The sequence below is a fragment of the Blastopirellula marina genome, assembly GCF_002967765.1.
Lineage (GTDB): Bacteria > Planctomycetota > Planctomycetia > Pirellulales > Pirellulaceae > Bremerella > Bremerella marina_A.
The window spans coordinates 466,762-485,945 of the sequence record NZ_PUHY01000010.1 but is presented as its reverse complement, the minus strand read 5'-3'; the positions used below and the strand labels follow the sequence as shown (position 1 = coordinate 485,945).

Genomic DNA, 19,184 nt, shown 5'->3' with positions numbered 1-19,184 from the left:
ATTATTTATGTCAGATTGGGGACAGATGAAATTGCATGAGAAAAAGCAAAACGCCTTGGAAGTCGATTCAGCAACTTCCAAGGCGTTAGGTTGACTTCGTGTGATTGCTTACGGAAGCTGGAAGACCACACCGTCCTGACGGCGAGCCATCGGGACGATCACGGCATTCTTATCAGCCGTTTCGGTTAGGAAGCGAACCGAACCATCGCAGAGCAGGATGTTCAAACCGCCTGGGTGCAAGCTGGACATACCTTTGCCCATGTTTTCCGGCGAGCCAGCGGTGGCATAGTCGAAGTTGACCGTGAAACCAGCACGAAGACCGGTACGACCAACGGCTTCGTTGCCGATGCTGTTGTTACGACCAACGCCAGCCCAAACGGCTGCACAGTAGTTTCGACCGGAAGTCTTGGAAGGACCACCGTCGCGTTCGCCAACCAACAGCGTGTTGCTGGTACCGTCGATCAGGTCCTTCATGCCCAGGAAGCTGTTGCCGTAGAAAACGCCGTCGGACTGAACGGTACCTTGGGTGGCCGTTGTGCCCAGGTTGCAGACGTAGTTCGACGTTGCGATCTGGAAGTGCTCGGTCGAACCGAATTTCTGCTTGTTGTTCAGCTTACCGGTGACGTCGCTGGGGCAGCGATAGCCGTCGATGGTTGATTGCAGCAAGGCTTTTTCCGCATCGGTTGCCGAAGCAGTGTAGCGTTCGTACAGGGGAACACGACCTGGTTCCAAAGCGTCGTACAGGGCAGTTTGTTCCATGAACGGCAAAATGTTGGTTGCCCAACCGTAGTTCGCACTTCCTGCGGGGCCGCGATGCAACCAAGCCGGTGGGAAGGCATTGAATGTGTCGTGATAGTTGTGCAGGGCTAAACCAATTTGCTTTTCATGGTTGGTGCACTGCATACGTCGTGCGGCTTCACGAGCTTGCTGCACGGCTGGCAACAACAAGGCGATCAAGACGCCAATGATCGCGATGACGACCAGTAATTCGACGAGGGTAAAACCTAACCTCTTCTTCATGATAGGAAGCGCTCCGAAAAGATTGTCAAAAAGTATTAGACGAATATCGATCGGAGTAAGATATCCACAAAAGATACTTTTGGGGCTAAGAAAATCCTGCAAAAAGAGAATTTTGCGGCAAGAATTTTTTACCCTATGTATTTAAGGGTGGGACCAAGCCCCTTGGTATCCACCCGTGGGGGTATCTCCCCCTAGTTGTGTGTGATATCTCTCAGGTGGTTGGGAATATGTAGTCGATTATCTGTTCTGTGTCCTTCAAATCGGACAGCAAAAGATCAGGGTGGGTCGCTTTAAGCTCGTCTAGCGAAAAGACACCCGTGGCCACTGCGATTGATTGCGCACCGATGGATTTAGCACACACGACATCATTTGGCGTGTCACCTATCACGTAAACATCCTCAAGAGAGAGTCGTGCACCGTGGAAAGCTTCGGCCGCTTCGAGTGCGGCCCTGGCGACATCGTTGCGGTGGGGATGGTCGTCGCCAAAGCCGCCAAAGGCGAAGTAGTGATCTATTCCATAGTGCATTAGTTTCAATTGGGCACCTCTCTCGACGTTACCGGTGAGTAGCCCTAGTAAAACGTCATCACGCTTGGAGAGTTTGGCGAGCAGTGCGACAACTCCCTCCAGCACGAGACCTTGTCGCTCTGGCAGATTCTTTTCGAGTCGCTTCAGATAAAGCTCGATGAAGTTTCGCCAGTTGTCATCTGTCAGCGATTTGCCGTGTGCCTCGAACAACTCGTGAAAGATGCCGCGGTCGGTCTTTCCACTCAGGTGTAGCGCATGGTCGATCTGTGTGAGCTGAGCCGCTTCCAAGAATGCAGTCACCATGGCGTCTTTGCCCGCCTTGCCAGAGTTGATTAAGGTTCCATCGATGTCGAATAGGCAAACTTTCATCGTGTCCTCTTGTTTGGGATAGGAGAGTCTCGCCCTGGGCAGGCAGAATAGATGGCGAGTGATTCAGCCCAGCAAAGACGGTCGCAGGTCAAATTCTAGACGCCAAACGCAGATAGGATGGCAGCTTGTTTCGCGAACTCGCCAGCGGGCCGGCTGGGTTTAAGTTGATTCAGTCAGCTTAACGTCCAACTCGACTTCTTCCGGAGAGGCACCTCTCCGCACGCCACGAATGACCTTCATTTTCAGAACATCGCCCACCTTGTGGCTGAACAAGGCGCGAACAACATCACCATAATGCCGAATCGGCTTACCATCGATTTCGACGATGATGTCTCCCAACTCGATGCTACCTTGTTGCGTTTGGATCGTAGGATGAATGCCAGCCTTTTCGGCAGGACTCCCTTTGATCACCTCGCCGACAATCGCCCCCTGGATACCAAGCTGGGCGTTGATCGTCGGTGGAGCAAAACGGACGCCGAGGTAGGGTCGTTTGATTTCACCATTGCGAATCAGCTCGGTGACTACTGCATTAACGGTATCGGCAGGAATGGCAAACCCGATCCCGGCATAGGCGCCACTGGGGCTATAAATGGCTGAGTTGACTCCGATGAGCCTGCCACTGCTGTCGAGCAGCGGGCCTCCGCTGTTGCCCGGGTTGATTGCGGCATCGGTCTGGATCAGGTCGTCGATTTGACGTCCATCCTCAGCCTCGATTGAGCGGCCCAGTCCACTAATGATCCCCGTGGTCAAGGTATGATCGAAGCCAAAGGGATTGCCGATTGCGAAGACCTTTTGACCAACACGTAAATCGGTAGAGGTCCCCACAGGGATGGGCGTGAACTTCTTACCTTGAAAATCTTTGACTTGCAGCACGGCTAAGTCGTTTTCAGCGGATGTTCCGACAACCGCGGCAACGTACGTCGATCCATCGGCGAATGTGATATGAGCCCGGCCCGAACCTTCAACAATTGGCTTAATCACGTGGAAATTGGTAACGATGTGTCCTTCTTTGTCCCAGACGAACCCACTTCCCTGCCCGGTCGCCATCTCCGAAATCTTGGCGGTACCTCGCGAAAGAAACTGCTGTGAGGTGGTGATGAAAACGACTGCATCGGACGAATTCTCGAACAATTCGATCGTCGATTGCTCGTCATCGGCGAGGTCACCTCGCGGAGTAATGGCACGTGGCTCGGCATTGGGGTTAAGAACGACTTCATTTTCGGGAGGTGTCGTCCAATAGCTAATCGTCCAGGCGCCGAAAACAGCGACCACCAGACAGTACAGAAACACCCGCAAGAGCGCTATGGCGTTTGAGTTAGAATGAGGCCGGCCGTGATTCTCTGGATGGCCGCTTTGAGGGGAAGGCTCCATCGAAACGCACGTGCAATAGAAGGATGGGTCGGTCGGGAGATCCCTTCCGCGCGAAAAAATGGCTCGCGGATCTTGCGAGCCAACGGACGAAGCTGGGGAACAAGGATTTGAACCTTGACTAACAGAGTCAGAATCTGTCGTGCTACCGTTACACTATTCCCCAGTGATTGGAATGCATAAGATTAGGGCCTAAGTCGTCTGGAGTCAAGGGATTCAGACGCCTAACTATGGTGGACTAAGGCGGAAATTGTTAGACTACCCCTACCCTGTGCGGCTCGCCCTTCGCGGGGCAAGCTGAAATCCCTTTTCGCTCGACAATTTCCGAGATGGTGCGCCCTCTCCTTGGGGCACTTCCTGTTAGGGAGCTCTTTCGAAGGTATGTCCAGTTATCTGGTTGCACTGAACGGCCCGGACGCCGGCAAGAAGATTTTTCTTGTAGGACAAGAGTTTGTCATCGGACGACATCCCGAATGCGACATCATTGTCGAAGTCGGCGCAGTCAGTCGATATCACGCCAAAATTACGCGCGTCGACGGAAAGTTCAAAATCGAGGACTTGGGTAGCCGAAACGGTACCTTCGTTAATGACGTTCAGCTTACCGGCCCGCACATCTTGCAGCATGGCGACTCGATCCGGGTGTGCGATGTTTCCTTCGAATACAAAATCGAAGGTCACAAGCCGTCGCCGATGGAGACGGTCGGCATCAAGTCGGAAGGCCAAGGCGCGTTTGGCGCCGTGATGGTCGACGACGACGGGGCGACTTCGACCATCATGTCGAAGTTCGAGGTCTCGTCGCAAAGTGGTTCGATCCATCTGACGGCCAGTCCTGAGGTAAAGCTGAACGCACTGCTGCAAATCACCCGCGAGCTGACCGGGACCCTCTCGATGGAAGAGGTGTTGCCGAAGGTGCTCGATGGGCTGTTTCATATTTTCCTGCAAGCGGATCGTGGGTTCATCATCATGATGGACGCGTCCGGCAACATGGTTCCCCGCTGGACCAAGGCACGCCGCGAAGATGACGAGGAAGAGATCCGAATCAGCCGAACCATTGTAAAGCATGTGATGAAAACGCGAGAAGCGATTTTATCGGCCGATGCCGCGGCAGATTCACGCTTCGAGATGAGTCAAAGTATCACCGACTTCAAAATTCGCTCGATCATGTGTGCTCCGCTGGTCAATGCTGACGACGAAGTGATCGGAGTGATTCAGATCGACACACTCGACCAACGCAAACGTTTCCAGAAGGAAGACCTGGAAGTGCTGGTCAGTGTCGGAATGCAGGCCGCGGCGGCGATCGAACGAGCTCAACTGCATGATGCCGCGATTCGCCAAATCTCGTTTCAGCGCGACTTGCACGCCGCGAACCAGGTTCAAATTGGTTTTTTACCTTCAGCTGATCCGTTGGTTGAAGGCTACCGCTTTGCTCATTACTACCTCGCGGCTAACTCGGTTGGTGGCGACTATTACGATTACATCTCGCTTCCCGATGGGACGACGGCCATATTGGTGGGCGATGTGGTGGGACACGGGATTGCAGCCTCGTTGATGATGGCCAAGCTATCGGCGGAAGCCCGATACTGTTTGGCATCCGATGCCGATCCGCAGAAAGCGGCCTATCATCTCAACAACGATTTCGCCGCGGCCACCCCAGACGACAAATTCGTCACGCTGGCGATCGCCATCTTGAATCCTGCCAGCAACGAGATCACGTTGATCAACGCCGGTCATAACCCGCCGATCTTAAGAAAAGCGGACGGCACCTGCTCGATGATCTTCGAGGAAGAGATTGGCTTGCCGCTGGGAATCATGGAAGACATGGAATACGATGTCGCTCGGATTACCCTCAAGCCTGGCGAGATGCTGTTCATCTATACCGACGGCATCAACGAAGCGATGAACGCCCAGGGAGATCAATTCGGGATGGAACGCATGATGAAATGCGTTTCCGACAACCAAGAAACGGTCGACGTGATTAGCGAGGCAATCATTCAGGAATGTCGCGCGTTTATGGCCGGTAGCCCACAGTATGACGATATGTGCATGGTTGGCCTGGAACGTCAGGCGTAATTCCTCTTACGCTCAAGTCGCGCTGACGTTCCCTTGACTGTTTCCCCTGACGCCGGCGATTACTTGGCCGGCGTGGGAAGTTCCTCCGAGATAACCACTGGTTCATTCAGGTACTCGATCCAGATGTTGCGGAAGACCACGGGGTTGCCGTGATCTTGCAGCTTGATCACGCCAGGATTCGGGCCTTCCTGCTTGCCCGCCCCGGTCTTGTTGGGGATTTCGTAGTTATCCTGAACCAGGATACCGTTGTGCACGACACTGATTCGGGCCGAGCTGATCTTCTTGCCTTCCTCATCGAAGCGTGCTGCGGTGAAGTAGACATCGTAAGTCTGCCATGAGAGAGGCGGGAAGCTCATGTTCAGGTCAGGAATCTTCGTGCGATATAGCGAGCCGCAATCGTTGAATTGTGGATTGAGGCCGAACGAATCGAGGATCTGAACTTCGTACCGTTCCTGAATATAAAGTCCGCTGTTCGAGCGGGCCTGACCTGTCGCGTAAGGCATGTACGGCAAACGGAATTCTAGATGAAGACGGAAGTCACCCACCGGACGTTTGGTCACGGTGCCGAACTGTAAATTGCCGTTCTCATCGATCTTGCCGTTGACGAAATGTTCGGTCGACGTGCCATCGAATAAGACGACCGCATTTGGAGTTGGCTTGAGGCCGAGGAACTTACTCTTGCGATCAACACGCATCAGGATGCCGAGCGTATCGCCGTTGGAATTAACAACGTTGGCTCGGTTGTCTTCGACGGAAACGCGATAGTCGCCGTGGAACAACAACGCACGACGCCCTTCCCGTTTACCTTCCAAGTCAAGTTGGGCACCGTTGTCCCAACCGTTTCCAGGCAGACCACCCCGTAGCTGACGACCCACGAAGTTGCCGTCACCGCGAGCGATCACCTGGATGCCAACGTCTTCCAGTGTTCCATTGGGCAAGCGAATCTTACCGTAGTACTCGCCCTGCAAAGCGAAGTCCGCATCGACCTTGCTAAGCTCGGTCACGGCAAACTTCCGAGGATCAGGCTTAGGAGCTGGCTTCGGAACCGGTTTGGGCTCTGGCTTAGGCTCTGGCTTAGGCTCAGGTTTTGGCTCTGGCTTGGACTCAGGTTTTGGTTCTGGCTTGGACTCAGGTTTCGGTTCTGGCTTGGACTCAGGTTTTGGTTCCGGCTTGGACTCAGGTTTTGGTTCCGGCCTTTTGGCGGGCGTTGGTTCGTCCTTTTTGGACTGGGCCTTTTCCGACTTGTCGTCGTCTTTCTGCTTTTGGTCGTCCTTCTTGGGCTTGGTCTTCTTCTTGTCGGAATCCTTTTTGGCTTTGTCCTTCTTCTTTTTGCCCTCTTTTTTCTTGTCGTCGCGGTCCTTCTTCTTGGACTCTTTCTTTTTCTCCTGCTTTTCTATCTGCTGGTCGTCGGGCTTATTGGGCCCGTCTTTGGCGAAGACGGGAACACCTAGAAGTGCAATTACAAGAAGAGAGGCGACAAAGGCACGAAGGAACGTCATGTGGTCAGGCTCCCAGGACTGGTCAGCGAGAAGGTTACTCCCGTCACGGAAGTCTGGCTCTGCGACCGCCCTGTCCGAATCATTGAGACTTGGGGGTTTGGGTAAGGAGTTCTAGTTTGACCAGAAGGGTAAAAGGAATCAAGTTGGTAGTGAATTATTCGCATGGTGCCGGGGCGCATGAAAAAGCACCCAGAGGATCGAGATCCTTCGGGTGCTTCTATCATTAACGGGAAATCGCAGGCGAGAAATTACTCGGCCGGCTTTTCTTCCGCTGGTGCTTCTTCAGCCGGTGCTGCTTCTTCGCTACCCATTTCAACTTCAGGAGCGGTTTCTTCAGCAGCTGGCGGTTCAGCGGTTTTGCTGTCGCAACCAACGGTTGCCACAGTCAAACCCAAAAGCATACAAGCGGAAAACATCCATTTCGTAATCGACATAGTCACAGAAACTCCAAGGGGTCTAATACTTAACTCTTGGCTCGGGGGCCATTAACCCACATTGTAGGTGCTCCGGCGGGCTCACAAAACTCGCCTGCTTAACGTTTTCTAAATATTTTCAGGGAAGTAGGTCCGGATAATTTCGGTCATTTTAGTCACAGAGGATTTAGGTCGTCCGCGTGGATCGAGTAATCCGGCATGCGGAAAACGGTGTGGCTGCGAGTCCGAAACTTGCGTCCAGAAGACCCCTTGTACCTGAGGATGCGTCAAAATCGCCGGTAAAATGTGTTCGACAAGTTCTCGTTGAGTCCGCTTGCTCAAACGTTCCAGCGGTTCTTCCGAGCGATTCGGATCGTAGATCGCTTCGGCATCTGGCCGCCACGAACTTGGCGCAGAAAGGGTCACGAATAGTGGAACCCCCAGCAAACTCCAATAGTCGAGCAAATCCTCGACATCGAAGTAGCCACGATAATACGAAGCGGGAGGATGGCATCCAAAGTTGAATTCGAGGCCGATGCCGGTAATTCCGACTCGGGCACGGACCAGTTCTTCGGCGAAGTGAATCGGTGCCAGCTCACGATCGCGACTAGTCATGTACTCGCCCCATGGCTTGGCGAAGCTAACCAGTAGTGGTGCTCGTAATCCAGATCCACGGAGCGATTGAATGATATGGATTAGCAGCTGCAGTCGCTGCTCTTCCTTCATCGGCAGCGCGGTTTGATCGTTCAAACCTGCGGCGCAGTACCAGAGATCGACCCGATTGCGAAAGTGATCGACCAATTCGCCAGAGTACCGTTTGACGGCGTTGAGCAACTCGTCGAAATCGTTCTCCCACAGGTACAGCCAATCGGGCGTCGTGAAGCGGTCCAGCGTGAAGATCGGTCCGAGAATCGTTGCCAAGCCTTGTTGCCGCACAGCATCGAGCGTTTCATCGACTTGCTGCCAGACGTGATGGCCGATCTCAGGTTCGCAATGTTTCCAGTTCGGTTCGACGACGACCGAGTTCAGCGGGGTGGTAAGAAGTGGCTTGATGTCGAGCGACATCGGCTCGGTCAGCGAAACGCCTCGGAGGAATGCCCGCTCTTTCCCCTGTCGCTTGATCGCGAGGTGCGAGGCGGTCGCGTAAACGTGTTCTAGTTGGCTGATTCCTTCCAGGGAATCGTTCAAGCTTTTGATCGCCAACGGGTCGGAATCGGTCGGTTCGTCTTTGGTAACGGCCGCCCGGGCAAAGCTGTCGGTGGCGTCTTTCAGCAGGGCCAGCGTGATGTCGAGTAGATCGAGCTCAGCCTCAATACACGCGTTGCATAACGTTCGAAAACGGAACAACGAGCCGCGAGCCAGTTCCAGCAACAAACTGTAGGGTGTCTTGTTGTCGATCCGCAAACTACACGTCGAGAGCATGACGGGAGTTCGCTCAGCGTTGCGATAGGGAACCTTGATTTTAACCCCGTCCGATTCCAGAACTTCGAGCACAAGCCGATCGTCTGACCGCTTAACGGACGTGCAGCGAACCAGCCGATCACAGCCGACCGCGTGGATCGTGCGACAATCGGTGTCCGAAATGGTGAGTTCAGGGGAAATTCGAAACGTCAGTTTAGGCAACTCAGCGGCTCTCTTCCGTTCGACGGGCCCTCTCATGCGGCGAAATCAAAGTAGCTGGTCCCGTGTTGATACCACGTGGCTTCTTAGCATTCTAATCGTCGCTTGTGCTTGGATGAACCACCAATAATCGTCATCCACCGGGGTGTGGCGTTTGAAACAACTATACCGGTCGCGGGTGGCGTGGGCCTGTTACGGGGGCAAATCGTGTGGCAAAATGCCGGTTGTCCGCACCTCTCAGGGCCGTTTATTCCCCTTGAGTTGTGCTCTTACTGTCCATTTGCCTCTCCGAAGTCAGCGAGATCATGGGGCTTAATTATCCGGTCCGACAGGGCAAAGTTCGCGATGTGTACGATCTGGGAGACCAGGTTTTGTTGGTGGCGTCTGACCGAATTAGCGCCTTCGATTACATTTTGCCGACGCAAATCCCGGACAAAGGTCGCGTTCTGACGCAGATGAGCCAGTTCTGGTTCGAGTCGCTCGAGATCCCCAATCACCTGATCACAACCGATGTTGCTCAGATGAATCTGAGCGGCGACGGCGACTTTGCCAACCTGGAAGGCCGGTCGACCCTGGCTCGCAAGACGGAAGTTGTCCCGATTGAATGTGTTGTCCGCGGTTATCTGGCCGGGTCTGGCTGGAAGGAATATCAGCAGAGTCAAACGGTGTGTGGGATTCCGCTGCCGGCCGGTTTGAACCAGGCCTCACGCTTGCCGGAGCCGATCTTCACGCCAGCCACCAAAGCAGAGTCTGGCCACGACGAGAACATTCCGTTCGAGCGCATGGTCGAGATCGTTGGGCAAGAGATGGCCGAGCTGCTGCGGGATCGAAGCTTGGCCGTTTATCAGGCGGGGGCTGAGCGTGCCTTAGAACACGGAATTATCATCGCGGATACCAAATTCGAATGGGGCGTCGTCGATGGCGAAGTGATTCTGATCGACGAAGTCCTAACGCCCGATAGCTCACGCTTCTGGCCCCAAGATCAGTACGCCGAAGGAATGAGTCCGCCGTCGTTTGACAAGCAGTTCGTCCGAGACTGGCTCGAGCAAAGTGGTTGGGACAAGAATAGCGAACCACCTGTCTTGCCGGACGAGATCGTCCAAAAGACACGCGGCAAATACATCGAAGCCTACGAAAGAATCACCGGCCGCAAGTTCGCCTGGTAAATGAATCCTATCGCTTAGGTTCTGCGGCTTGTTCTGTGGAATCAGCTGCCGGCTTCGATTCTTCTGGGCTGGCGGTATCTGCTTCCGGTTTCGCGTTCTCGGCGGGTTCTTCTTTCTCCTCTACGGGCTTGGCGTCTTCCTTCTTCGGAGGAATTAGACGCTCGGCTCGCAAAGTGTTGCCGCGGCGGTAGGGAGAAAGAACGTCATCGTCATTGGTGTAGTAGCGAACGGATTGCTCGGCCAATGAAGGGTCGGCGTTGTCGGCTTCCAGCAAAGCTTCATAACTGCGACCGATGTTGTAGAACGCGGCCGACTTGTACTTCGTCTGCGGAAATGGCTCGAGCGTGCGGTTCTCGAAGAAGTCGAGCGCCGACCGGTATTCTTTCTCTTCCAAGGCGATGACACCGAGGTTGAAGCTGGCCAGCTCTCGCCACTGATTCGCATTTTGCTGCATGTGGTCTAAGTAGGCATCGCGTGCTTGCGTGTCGGTACCGAAATCGATGCCCATCGCTTTAAGCATTTCAACCTTTTCGTTGATCGTCGCGTTACGCAGGTCGCGGGACATCAAACGCGTATCGAGTAAGATCTTTCGTGCCCCAGGGCGTTGCGATTCAGAGTTGAAGCGTCCCATCAGTTGGAGGGTGCGTGCCAAGGCGATTCCGCCTGGGAAGTCGTATAGTTGGCGTTCTTTACGGAATTCGAGAGCCAACTCCGGTTTCGAGAGCCACTCGAAGATTGACTGCTCGGCTTCAAACGGAACGGTCCACAACTGGACATCGGTCACGCCAGGCAAGTCCTTCAAGCGATCCTTGATTAGGCTCGGGCGGACGTGCAAAACAAGCTTTTCTTCGCCTGTCAACGTTTGTTCGAGCATATCGGTCGCATGGGTCAAAGAAGTCGAAGGTGCTTCGATGAGGAGCGTCACATGCTTGAGGTCTTCGGCCGAAACCGAATAGGGATAGGTCTGTGAGGCCATCGCCTGAAGATCTTCAGGATGCTCAACCATCCGGCTAAGTGTTTGGATTCCTTTGCCGTCCGCGGTGGCGACTGGTAGACCGTAGGCCGTATCGAAAAGGTAAAGTTCTTTGCCAATGTGAACGCCGACAACTTGGGTCGTCGGATCTTTCTCGCCGAACTGAACGACTACCGCATCGAGATCTTGTTGGCGGCAAAGTTGTATGAAGACGCGGGCTCGCTCCAGGGCATCCCCCTGCATCACTTGCATGACCCGCCAAAAGTCACGACGCGTTCCAGCTTCAAACGTATCGCGGACGATTTCTTCCTCGCGAACGGGTTGAATGTGACGCACGGTCCAATCGAATAGCAGGTAGGCGATCGAAAGCTGCTCCGCTTCTGATTCGGTAAGCGTCTGGTTCTCCTGCGCTTTGACAAATGCGGCTAACTCTGGCGGAAGATTCAACTTGCCATCGTTCCAACGCTGCTTGATCGACTCAGAGATCACCTTGGCCCAATAAGTTCCAAGGATGAAGTCGTATTCACTGCCACGGTAAGTGACTTCCGCCAGGCCGGGAGGTGCCGGCAGGAATGCACGCGTCGCCAAATCTTGCAAGCGTGGCAACGACTGAACTGATTCCGGCATTTCGGCGACCATTGGGTCTGGCTGCCACTGCGGATCTTTCGGCTGAGCCATCAGCCAGCGGTTGAGCTTCTGAAAGACCTGGTCCTGCACGGGCGCCCCAGAAGCGCTTTTCGTGTAGAGATCAAGATCTTTAATGAAGGTGAACGCCTGATCGACGAACTGTTTGGCGCTTCCTGGGTCGGTGGCAATATCGGTCTGGGTGTCGGCCACTGTTCGATGCTTGCGCGTGTTATCGTAACAACCAGCCAGGAAAGTCGCAGCCAGAATGGAAGCAATAGCAAGTCGGTGGGTGCAGCTCATGCGGATTCGCTTAACCTTGGGTGGCCGCGCGAACGGCCAAAACACGGTCTATAAGGGATTCCAGCTCGGCCAGGGGAACCATGTTCGGGCCGTCACTGGGGGATTGATCAGGGTTAGGATGAGTTTCGAGGAAAAGTCCGTCGATGCCGACCGCAGCCGCGGCCTTGGCCAGCGGAGCGACCATCGCTCGGTTGCCACCCGTTTGGCTTCCTAGTCCGCCAGGCTCTTGCACGCTATGAGTGGCATCGTAAACGACCGGTACGCCGAGGGCACGCATTTCGATGAGCGCTCGCATGTCATTGACTAACCGGCCGTAGCCAAAGAAAGTGCCACGCTCGGTCAACATGATCTGCTTGGCGCCGGCTTCTTTGAGCTTCTCGACCACATGCTTCATGTCCCAGGGGGCCATGAACTGCCCTTTTTTGACATTCACGGCTTTGCCAGTTTCCGCTGCCGCAACTAACAAGTCGGTTTGACGTGCCAGGAAAGCGGGGATCTGCAAGATATCGCAAACCTCGCCAACGGGAGCAGCTTGCGGCGACTCGTGAACATCAGTCGTAACCGGGATGTTGAACTCGCTGCGCACGGCTTCGAGCAATTTGAGTCCTTCTTCCAGCCCTAATCCTCTGTACGAATGAATGCTAGTACGGTTCGCCTTGTCGTATGATGCTTTGAAAACAAGCTGGATCGGATGTCGCTGTGCAATTTGACAAAGCTGTTCAGCGATCTCAAACGCTAAGTCTCTCGTCTCTAAAACGCAGGGGCCGGCGATAAGCAACAATTGCCCTTCGGCATTCAGGCTGAACTCAGGTTGCATGGTGGAAGAAGCGTTCAAGAAAGTCTCGGTCGATGGGGAAAACGACAATGCTAGTTTACCCGCCCACACGTGGTTCGCGCGAGGAAGGGATTCCCCTTTCAAGCGATCTTAGGGAAGGAACTAGGCGGTAAGTCCTATTGTGACAAGACTTCCGGCAAATGCCCACCCGAGAAGTTGCTGGCCACCGCCTAGGTTAGATCTGCTTACCGGTGGGGGGGACGACCAACGGCAGGTAACCGGGCTGAACGGAGATGTCTATGTCAGTAAAACCGGCCGGATCGCCATCGGTTTGCAGCGGGACTGAACCTTCTTCACAGTGGATCTTCAGCGAGCGGGCTCGGAAATAAGTCACATCGCTGCGTCCGGCGATGCTGCCTGATAAAAGGGAGCAAATATACGAGTTCGTCGCCCAGAACCCTTTCTGGGTCAGCACGCATACGTCCAGCAAGCCGTCGTCCGGCTTCGCCTTGGGGGTGAGTTCGAGCCCTAGTGCATAGCGTGGAAAGTTGAAGGCGAACGCCCAGTAGCCACTCGTTTGGGTCCGCGTTCCGTCTTCGAGTTCAATATCGAGATCAAGTTTGGGGTAGTGGTAGTTGCGCATGAGCCCGAACGTGGGAAGGACATAATTAAACTTAGAAAGGTGCCCTTGCCGCTGGTCGTGAACTTGGTGGACGACTTCGGCCTCGAATCCGGCTGACAACATCAACATGAATGTCCGGTCACCACACATTCCAGCATCGTAGCGTCGCACTTGCCGCTTGGTGATCATCTTTGCCCAAGCGTCAAAGTCGGTTGGAATCTGGAGATACTTCGCCAGGACGTTCTCGGTCCCGGCGGGAAAGATGGCAATCGGAACTTGCCCACAGGTCAGTCCAGCGATCATGGCTGCGGTTCCGTCGCCGCCGACTGAGATAATGAAATCGGGACGCGGTAGCGAATCGTCTTGCCACTGAGCGGTTAGCTGACTCGGCGAGTTGATCTCACGCATGGCGATGCCCATTCGATTGAGCAACTCGCGAAGCTGAGCATGCTGGTGCGACCGATCGATACCGCCGGCGATGCGGTTAATGAACAACCAAGCCGAACCGAGCGAAGTCTGCGAGCGAGTTTCGGTTGCAGTCACCGTCATTGTGCCTTTGGGGGAAGTTCCCTACTTATGCGTGGAGTGAACTCTCGAATGTCCCATCCTATCGATGCTTAGTCTGAAAGAAAGCCTAGTTAGCGTTTGGCCGTAGATACGACTCAAAATGAGATGAATTCGGCTGAAATCACCTTCGGCTAAGTGGCTGTCTCAAAATGAATCGGGTTGTCAATTTTCTAAGTCTTTTACAGGCAATGGGATAGCAGTGCTCGTCTCGATATCGGACACGATTTAGGGCGTTTCAGATCAGGAAATAGTTCGTGTTGGGGGTGTGTATTATTCGTTTGTGGCATCCTGCGTCACGCTGGGAGCTATTTAGCAGGTAAGTTTGGATGGATCAAAATGAGACATCTTTGTAAGTGGCTTCATGCCAATAACTTGCAAACTAAATTTGGTATTCTTGCCGGAATGGTTCGCTAGTTGCACTAAGGGCGGCATCGGCTCCTCGGAGGAGTCGGTAAGCTGGCCCGTGGGGCCGCTGTCGAACTTAAGCTGGATGGTTTGCCTTGCCCCTGACGATCTAGCTTCTCCAACGCGGGTTGGTACGACAGCGGTCCCTCGATTTTTTCTTGCCTCAGCGAAATTCTCTCACGAGCAACCGTCTGTTCGCTCGATATCGAAACTCGCGAACCACAGGTCGACCCGATGGGTCTGTCAGCTTGTGTGAACCGCAAAACCTTGAATCTTGCCCTGCTTCCTAAAATCAGAAGGTATGGTAAGTTGACGCCAACCAAGAGCTTCTGTATCTTGGAGCGTTTTGATTCGCAGCCTGCGAATAAGCCAGCGTAGCTTCAATTGGCAGAGCACAGCATTCGTAATGCTGGGGTTACGAGTTCGACTCTCGTCGCTGGCTCTTCTTCCTTTCCCAGATGCGAAGGGGTAATCGGTCTGCTTGAAGGATGTTTTTCGTGTGACACCGAAAGACAGTTGGCAGGCCCCTTAACGGAATGGCCCAGGTTACCCTGAATTTCTCCCCCCGAGCTTTCGCACTTGGGACTCGACAGTAAACGTTTGGAGCCCGCTTGATGATTCAAGGAATCGATTTCGATTTGAAGAGCGTTGTTCTCACGAATTCGTCCTTCGGACCAGAAGAGATTCGTCAGATCTTGCGTACGGTCGGACGCGATTACAACGCCTACTCGACGCTACGAGATAGCGTCTCTGAGTTAGAAGGTCAGTCGGAAGAGCGTTCGCCGGCGACGAATGTTCGCCTCGGCGTATGCCAGTTCATCATGGGGCACCATGATCGTGCTGTTGGCACGTTGTCGGCTGCTGATGGCGGTGCTTTGGCTCACTTCTACTTGGGCCGCAGCTACTTCGCGATGCAGGACTACGACAAGGCGATCGAAGCTTTCCAGTCCGCTCAAACCGCCGGTTATAACCGCGACGATTGCCAGTTAGGAATTGTTGAGTCACTGCGAAGCAAGGGCGAGTCGGAAAAGGCCCTCGCGATGCTTGACAACATGTTTGGCCCGGTCGAATCGACCGCCAATTACCTATACCAGCGTGGTGCGACAATCGCTTCGCTTGGTGGTAATCCGGCCGAAGTCGTTGCACTGTATGAACGAGCGGTCGAGGCCGATGCGGGCCATGCCGGTGCTTTGTTCGGCTTGGCTTTGGAGAATGATCGCCGCGGTAACGACGTTCAGGCTTTGCAGCTTTATCAGAACGCCGCCGCAGTCTTCCCCAGTCACGTGGGTGCGCTTTTGAACCTTGGTTTGTTGCACGAAGATCGTGGCGAATACGATCGTGCCACGCATTGCTACCAGCGCGTCTTGGATTCGTATCCAACCGACAAGCGTGCTCGTATGTACTTGAAAGACGCTCAAGCTTCGGGCGACATGTACTACGACGAAGAAGAGCAAAAGAAACGCGACCGCATGTCGCAGGTGCTCAGCATCCCAGTTACCGATTTCGAGTTGTCGGTCCGCAGCCGAAACTGCCTGCAGAAGATGGGCATCATGACGCTGGGCGATCTGTGTCGCTGCTCGGAGCAGGAACTGCTGGCCAGTAAGAACTTTGGCGAAACTTCGCTGATCGAAATCCGCGACATGCTTCGCTCGAAGGGCTTGGAATTGGGGCAGATGTCCAACGACAAGCAAGCCGCTCCGGAGGTCGCTTACGACACATCCGGATTGTCGGCTGACGAGCAGGCGTTGCTGGATCGCCCAATTGCTGAGTTGAGCCTGTCGGTTCGTGCCCGTAAGTGTATGGTCCGCCTCGGTATCTCCACCATCGGAGAACTGGTTCGCCGTACTGGTGACGAACTGCTGGAATGCAAGAACTTTGGCGTGACCAGCTTGAATGAAGTCCGTGAAAAGCTGACTTCCTATAACATCAAGCTTCGCGGTGACTAGGTCTGGCTGCGGTTTCCCCGCAATCGACTTCGGGCAGGCCGTACGGAACACCACCGCATTCTGGTCTGCCAGACGGACGAAATAAGAATGAACCCATGCGGCAAGCCGTGTGGGTTTTTTTCATGGAGCCTCGAGAAGACACTTTGGACGATTCGCCTGCGAAAACAGCCGAGGCTGATTGGTTTCGCTATCAACTGAAGCACCAAGATTCGACCTCCTCGGCGCGGCGGGGTGTCTTTACCACGCCGCATGGTGCGGTTCAAACGCCTGCATTCATGCCGGTTGGAACCCAGGGGACCGTGAAAGGCCTCGAGATCGGCATGGTTCGGCAGACGGGTGCCGAGATGATCTTGGGAAACACCTACCATCTATCGCTTCGCCCAGGCGACGACATCGTGGCCGAGCTAGGTGGGCTGCATAAGTTCATGGGGTGGGATGGTCCCATTCTAACCGACAGCGGTGGCTTTCAGATCTTCAGCCTGGCTCAGATGCGAAAGATCACCGAGAAAGAAGCGGTCTTTCAATCACACATCGACGGCCGCAAGATTCATCTTTCGCCTGAGCGAAGCATCGAAATCCAAGAGAACTTGGGTAGCGATATTGCCATGGTGCTCGATCACGTGGTCGAACTGCCGAACGAGCCCAAGGTCATTCGTGAAGCGATGGACCGCTCGATCCGCTGGGCGGAACGCTGCAAAGTAGCCGCCACGCGCAAGGATCAGGCACAGTTCGCGATCGTTCAGGGGGGCCTCGACGAAAAACTGCGGGTTGAGTGTGCTGAGCGACTTGCGGCGTTGAATTTCCCTGGCTATGCCATTGGTGGCCTCAGTGTTGGTGAGCCGCCACCGGAGATGTACCGGATTCTGGACGCCACCTGCCCTGCTCTGCCGACGGAAAAGCCGCGGTACTTGATGGGCGTTGGTCGCCCCGAGGATTTGCTGGAAGGGATCCGTCGTGGGGTCGACCTGTTCGATTGTGTAATGCCGACGCGGAATGGCCGCAACGCGTTGGCATTTACCGACGAAGGAACGGTCCGTTTACGGAATGCCAAATATCAACGCGACCCGGCGCCGCTCGATCCGAAGTCGGTCCCTCAGGTGGCCGGGCTGAGTCGGGCCTATCTGCGGCACTTGTTCATGGCCAAAGAGATGCTCGGCCCTATTCTGCTGACGCTCCATAACGTGGCTTATTATCAGCGACTCATGCGCGAGGCACGCCAGGCGATCGAGGAAGATCGTTTCGAGGCGTTTTATGAAGAAAAGATGCGCGGTTGGGGATCGAGCACGTGAAAGTGTATCGATTCCGAAAAGTTTACCAAGTTCATGAATCCTGGTACGGTTGAGCGGCTTCTAAGGTGAATCGGAGCCGCTCTCGCTACGCGCCAGTTCTTGCCAAGGAAAAAAACAATGCCGCTGTCGTACTTTGGTCGTCTCTCCCTCGCTTTCTTCTCGATGCTGGTCTTTGGCATCGCTTCTCCTGGCTTGGCAGATGATTGGCCGCAATGGATGGGGCCTCAGCGAGATGACGTTTTACGCGAGGATGGCATCATCGAGTCGATTCCAGACGAAGGGTTGAAGGTGAAGTGGCGCGTCCCGGTCGCTGGGGGTTACGCCGGACCGGCTGTCGCTGGGGGGCGAGTCTTTCTCACTGATTACGTGGCCGATTCGAACGAAATTGCCAATGACCCAGGTGCTCGGCAAAAACGAACTGGTCAGGAGCGAATTCAGGCATTCGATGTCAAAACAGGGAAGCGTTTGTGGGAATATGCCTACGAACGTACCTATGAAATCTCGTATGCCGTAGGACCTCGATGTACGCCGACCGTCGATGGTTCGATGGTTTATATGCTGGGTGCGGAGGGGGATCTGATCTGTTTGGATGTCGAAACGGGCGGACTTATCTGGCGACAGAGTTTGAAAGAAGACTTCGGTGCAGAAATTCCGACGTGGGGCTGTGCTTCGCATCCGCTAGTTTTCGACGACCTGCTAATCACGATGGTGGGTGGCGAAGGCCAGGGTGTGGTCGCTTTCAACAAGAAGAGCGGCGAGGTTGAGTGGAAATCGCTCGATTGCAAGATGGGCTATGCCCCACCATCCGTGATTGAGGTGGGCCAAACAAAGCAGCTAATCGTCTATCACCCGGAAGGCGTTGTCTCGCTAAAGCCTGAAGATGGCACAGTTTATTGGGAAATCCCTCTGACGCCTTCCTACGAGATGTCGATCGCTCGTCCGATGGTGGATGGCAACAAGATGTATGCGAGCGGTATCCGAACCGAATCGGTAATGATGGAGTTGGACGAGAATAAGCCTGCCGCGAAGGAGTTGTGGCGAGGCAAGGCAAAGAATGCCGTCTACAGCGGAACCTCGACTCCTTTGTTTGTTGACGGCGTGATTTATGGCAGCGACTGCAATGATGGCTGTTTGGTTGCTGCCGATGCGAAGAACGGCGACCGACTCTGGACCACCTTCGACGCTACTGTCCCAGGCGTGACTCGCTACATTGGTCACGGCACCTGTTTCCTGACTCGCATTGGCGATTCGCATCGTTACTTGATCTTCAGCGAGGTGGGTGACTTATTGGTGGCAGAACTGACCGCCGAAGGCTTCAAATCGCTTGGACGTTTTCACGTGCTGGAGCCCACGAGCGAAGCGTTCGGCCGCGGCGTGGTTTGGACGCACCCTGCGTTTGCTGACAAGACCGGTTACTTCCGCAATGACAAAGAGCTGGTCGCGGTTGACCTGGAAGCAAAATAAGCGTCTGGCAGGACGTAAATCGTTGAAATCTTTTAGGTTTCGACCGACTACCCCCAAGCTGCTCCGCCTCGCTGAGGAGCAGCTCTGCCTTAAAGGCAGCCTGGTCAGGGGGTTTGGGTAAAGAAGGGCTCAGTTTCGTGCCTTAGAAATGGCGATGAGGCGGTT

Annotated in this window: 14 protein-coding genes and 2 tRNA genes; 6 read left to right on the top strand and 10 right to left on the bottom strand. The window is 54.5% G+C overall.

Going from position 1 to position 19,184, the window contains the following annotated elements; genetic code table 11:
* Positions 1-108: 108 nt before the first annotated feature.
* From C5Y83_RS12960 to C5Y83_RS12945, 4 genes are all read right to left on the bottom strand, one after another.
* Positions 109-1,020 carry a DUF1559 domain-containing protein gene (locus C5Y83_RS12960; protein WP_105330778.1) on the bottom strand — a complete coding sequence of 304 codons (912 nt, stop codon included), beginning with the start codon at positions 1,018-1,020 and terminating at the stop codon, positions 109-111.
* Positions 1,021-1,231: 211 nt separating this feature from the next.
* Positions 1,232-1,915, bottom strand: a complete 684-nt coding sequence (locus tag C5Y83_RS12955; protein WP_105330156.1) for an HAD family hydrolase — start codon at positions 1,913-1,915, stop codon at positions 1,232-1,234.
* Positions 1,916-2,074: 159 nt separating this feature from the next.
* Positions 2,075-3,205 carry a S1C family serine protease gene (locus tag C5Y83_RS12950; protein WP_233207206.1) on the bottom strand — a complete coding sequence of 377 codons (1,131 nt, stop codon included), beginning with the start codon at positions 3,203-3,205 and terminating at the stop codon, positions 2,075-2,077.
* 173 nt (positions 3,206-3,378) lie between these two features.
* Positions 3,379-3,449: transfer RNA gene (locus C5Y83_RS12945), tRNA-Gln, on the bottom strand.
* A 215-nt stretch (positions 3,450-3,664) separates the two neighbouring features.
* Here C5Y83_RS12945 and C5Y83_RS12940 point away from each other — a divergent pair.
* Positions 3,665-5,353 (top strand): SpoIIE family protein phosphatase, encoded by a 1,689-nt coding sequence (locus C5Y83_RS12940; RefSeq protein ID WP_105330154.1) that lies wholly within the window; start codon positions 3,665-3,667, stop codon positions 5,351-5,353.
* A gap of 59 nt (positions 5,354-5,412) precedes the next feature.
* On the opposite strand, the gene C5Y83_RS12935 is transcribed toward C5Y83_RS12940, so the two are convergent.
* The 3 genes from C5Y83_RS12935 to C5Y83_RS12920 form a co-directional block, all read right to left on the bottom strand.
* Positions 5,413-6,852, bottom strand: coding sequence for a DUF1080 domain-containing protein (locus C5Y83_RS12935; protein ID WP_158262344.1), 1,440 nt, complete (start codon positions 6,850-6,852; stop codon positions 5,413-5,415).
* 248 nt (positions 6,853-7,100) lie between these two features.
* Entirely contained in the window at positions 7,101-7,286 is a 186-nt protein-coding gene (locus C5Y83_RS12925; protein ID WP_105330152.1) for a hypothetical protein, read from the bottom strand.
* Between the two features lie 108 nt (positions 7,287-7,394).
* Positions 7,395-8,888, bottom strand: coding sequence for a hypothetical protein (locus tag C5Y83_RS12920; RefSeq protein ID WP_105330151.1), 1,494 nt, complete (start codon positions 8,886-8,888; stop codon positions 7,395-7,397).
* 302 nt (positions 8,889-9,190) lie between these two features.
* On the opposite strand from C5Y83_RS12920, the gene C5Y83_RS12915 reads away from it, so the two are divergent.
* A complete protein-coding gene (locus C5Y83_RS12915) occupies positions 9,191-10,051 on the top strand; it encodes a phosphoribosylaminoimidazolesuccinocarboxamide synthase (protein WP_199195036.1) in 861 nt (286 codons plus the stop codon).
* A gap of 7 nt (positions 10,052-10,058) precedes the next feature.
* Here the strand turns inward: C5Y83_RS12915 and C5Y83_RS12910 are convergent, their stop codons facing one another.
* The 3 genes from C5Y83_RS12910 to C5Y83_RS12900 form a co-directional block, all read right to left on the bottom strand.
* The gene (locus C5Y83_RS12910) at positions 10,059-11,951 is read right to left on the bottom strand and encodes a tetratricopeptide repeat protein (protein ID WP_105330150.1); all 1,893 of its coding nucleotides are present in this window, start codon (positions 11,949-11,951) and stop codon (positions 10,059-10,061) included.
* 10 nt (positions 11,952-11,961) lie between these two features.
* On the bottom strand, positions 11,962-12,768 hold the full coding sequence (kdsA, locus tag C5Y83_RS12905; protein WP_105330776.1) for a 3-deoxy-8-phosphooctulonate synthase: 807 nt from the start codon (positions 12,766-12,768) through the stop codon (positions 11,962-11,964).
* Between the two features lie 193 nt (positions 12,769-12,961).
* Complete coding sequence (locus C5Y83_RS12900; protein WP_158262343.1) at positions 12,962-13,891, bottom strand: diacylglycerol/lipid kinase family protein; 930 nt, start codon at positions 13,889-13,891, stop codon at positions 12,962-12,964.
* 797 nt (positions 13,892-14,688) lie between these two features.
* On the opposite strand from C5Y83_RS12900, the gene C5Y83_RS12895 reads away from it, so the two are divergent.
* From C5Y83_RS12895 to C5Y83_RS12880, 4 genes are all read left to right on the top strand, one after another.
* Positions 14,689-14,762 (top strand) — tRNA-Thr (locus tag C5Y83_RS12895).
* 172 nt (positions 14,763-14,934) lie between these two features.
* A complete protein-coding gene (locus tag C5Y83_RS12890) occupies positions 14,935-16,266 on the top strand; it encodes a DNA-directed RNA polymerase subunit alpha C-terminal domain-containing protein (protein WP_105330148.1) in 1,332 nt (443 codons plus the stop codon).
* Positions 16,267-16,388: 122 nt separating this feature from the next.
* Positions 16,389-17,555: a tRNA guanosine(34) transglycosylase Tgt gene (gene tgt / locus C5Y83_RS12885; RefSeq protein ID WP_105330775.1), complete on the top strand. Its 1,167-nt coding sequence runs from the start codon at positions 16,389-16,391 to the stop codon at positions 17,553-17,555.
* Positions 17,556-17,672: 117 nt separating this feature from the next.
* Complete coding sequence (locus C5Y83_RS12880) at positions 17,673-19,019, top strand: PQQ-binding-like beta-propeller repeat protein (RefSeq protein WP_105330147.1); 1,347 nt, start codon at positions 17,673-17,675, stop codon at positions 19,017-19,019.
* The last annotated feature ends 165 nt before the right edge of the window (positions 19,020-19,184 follow it).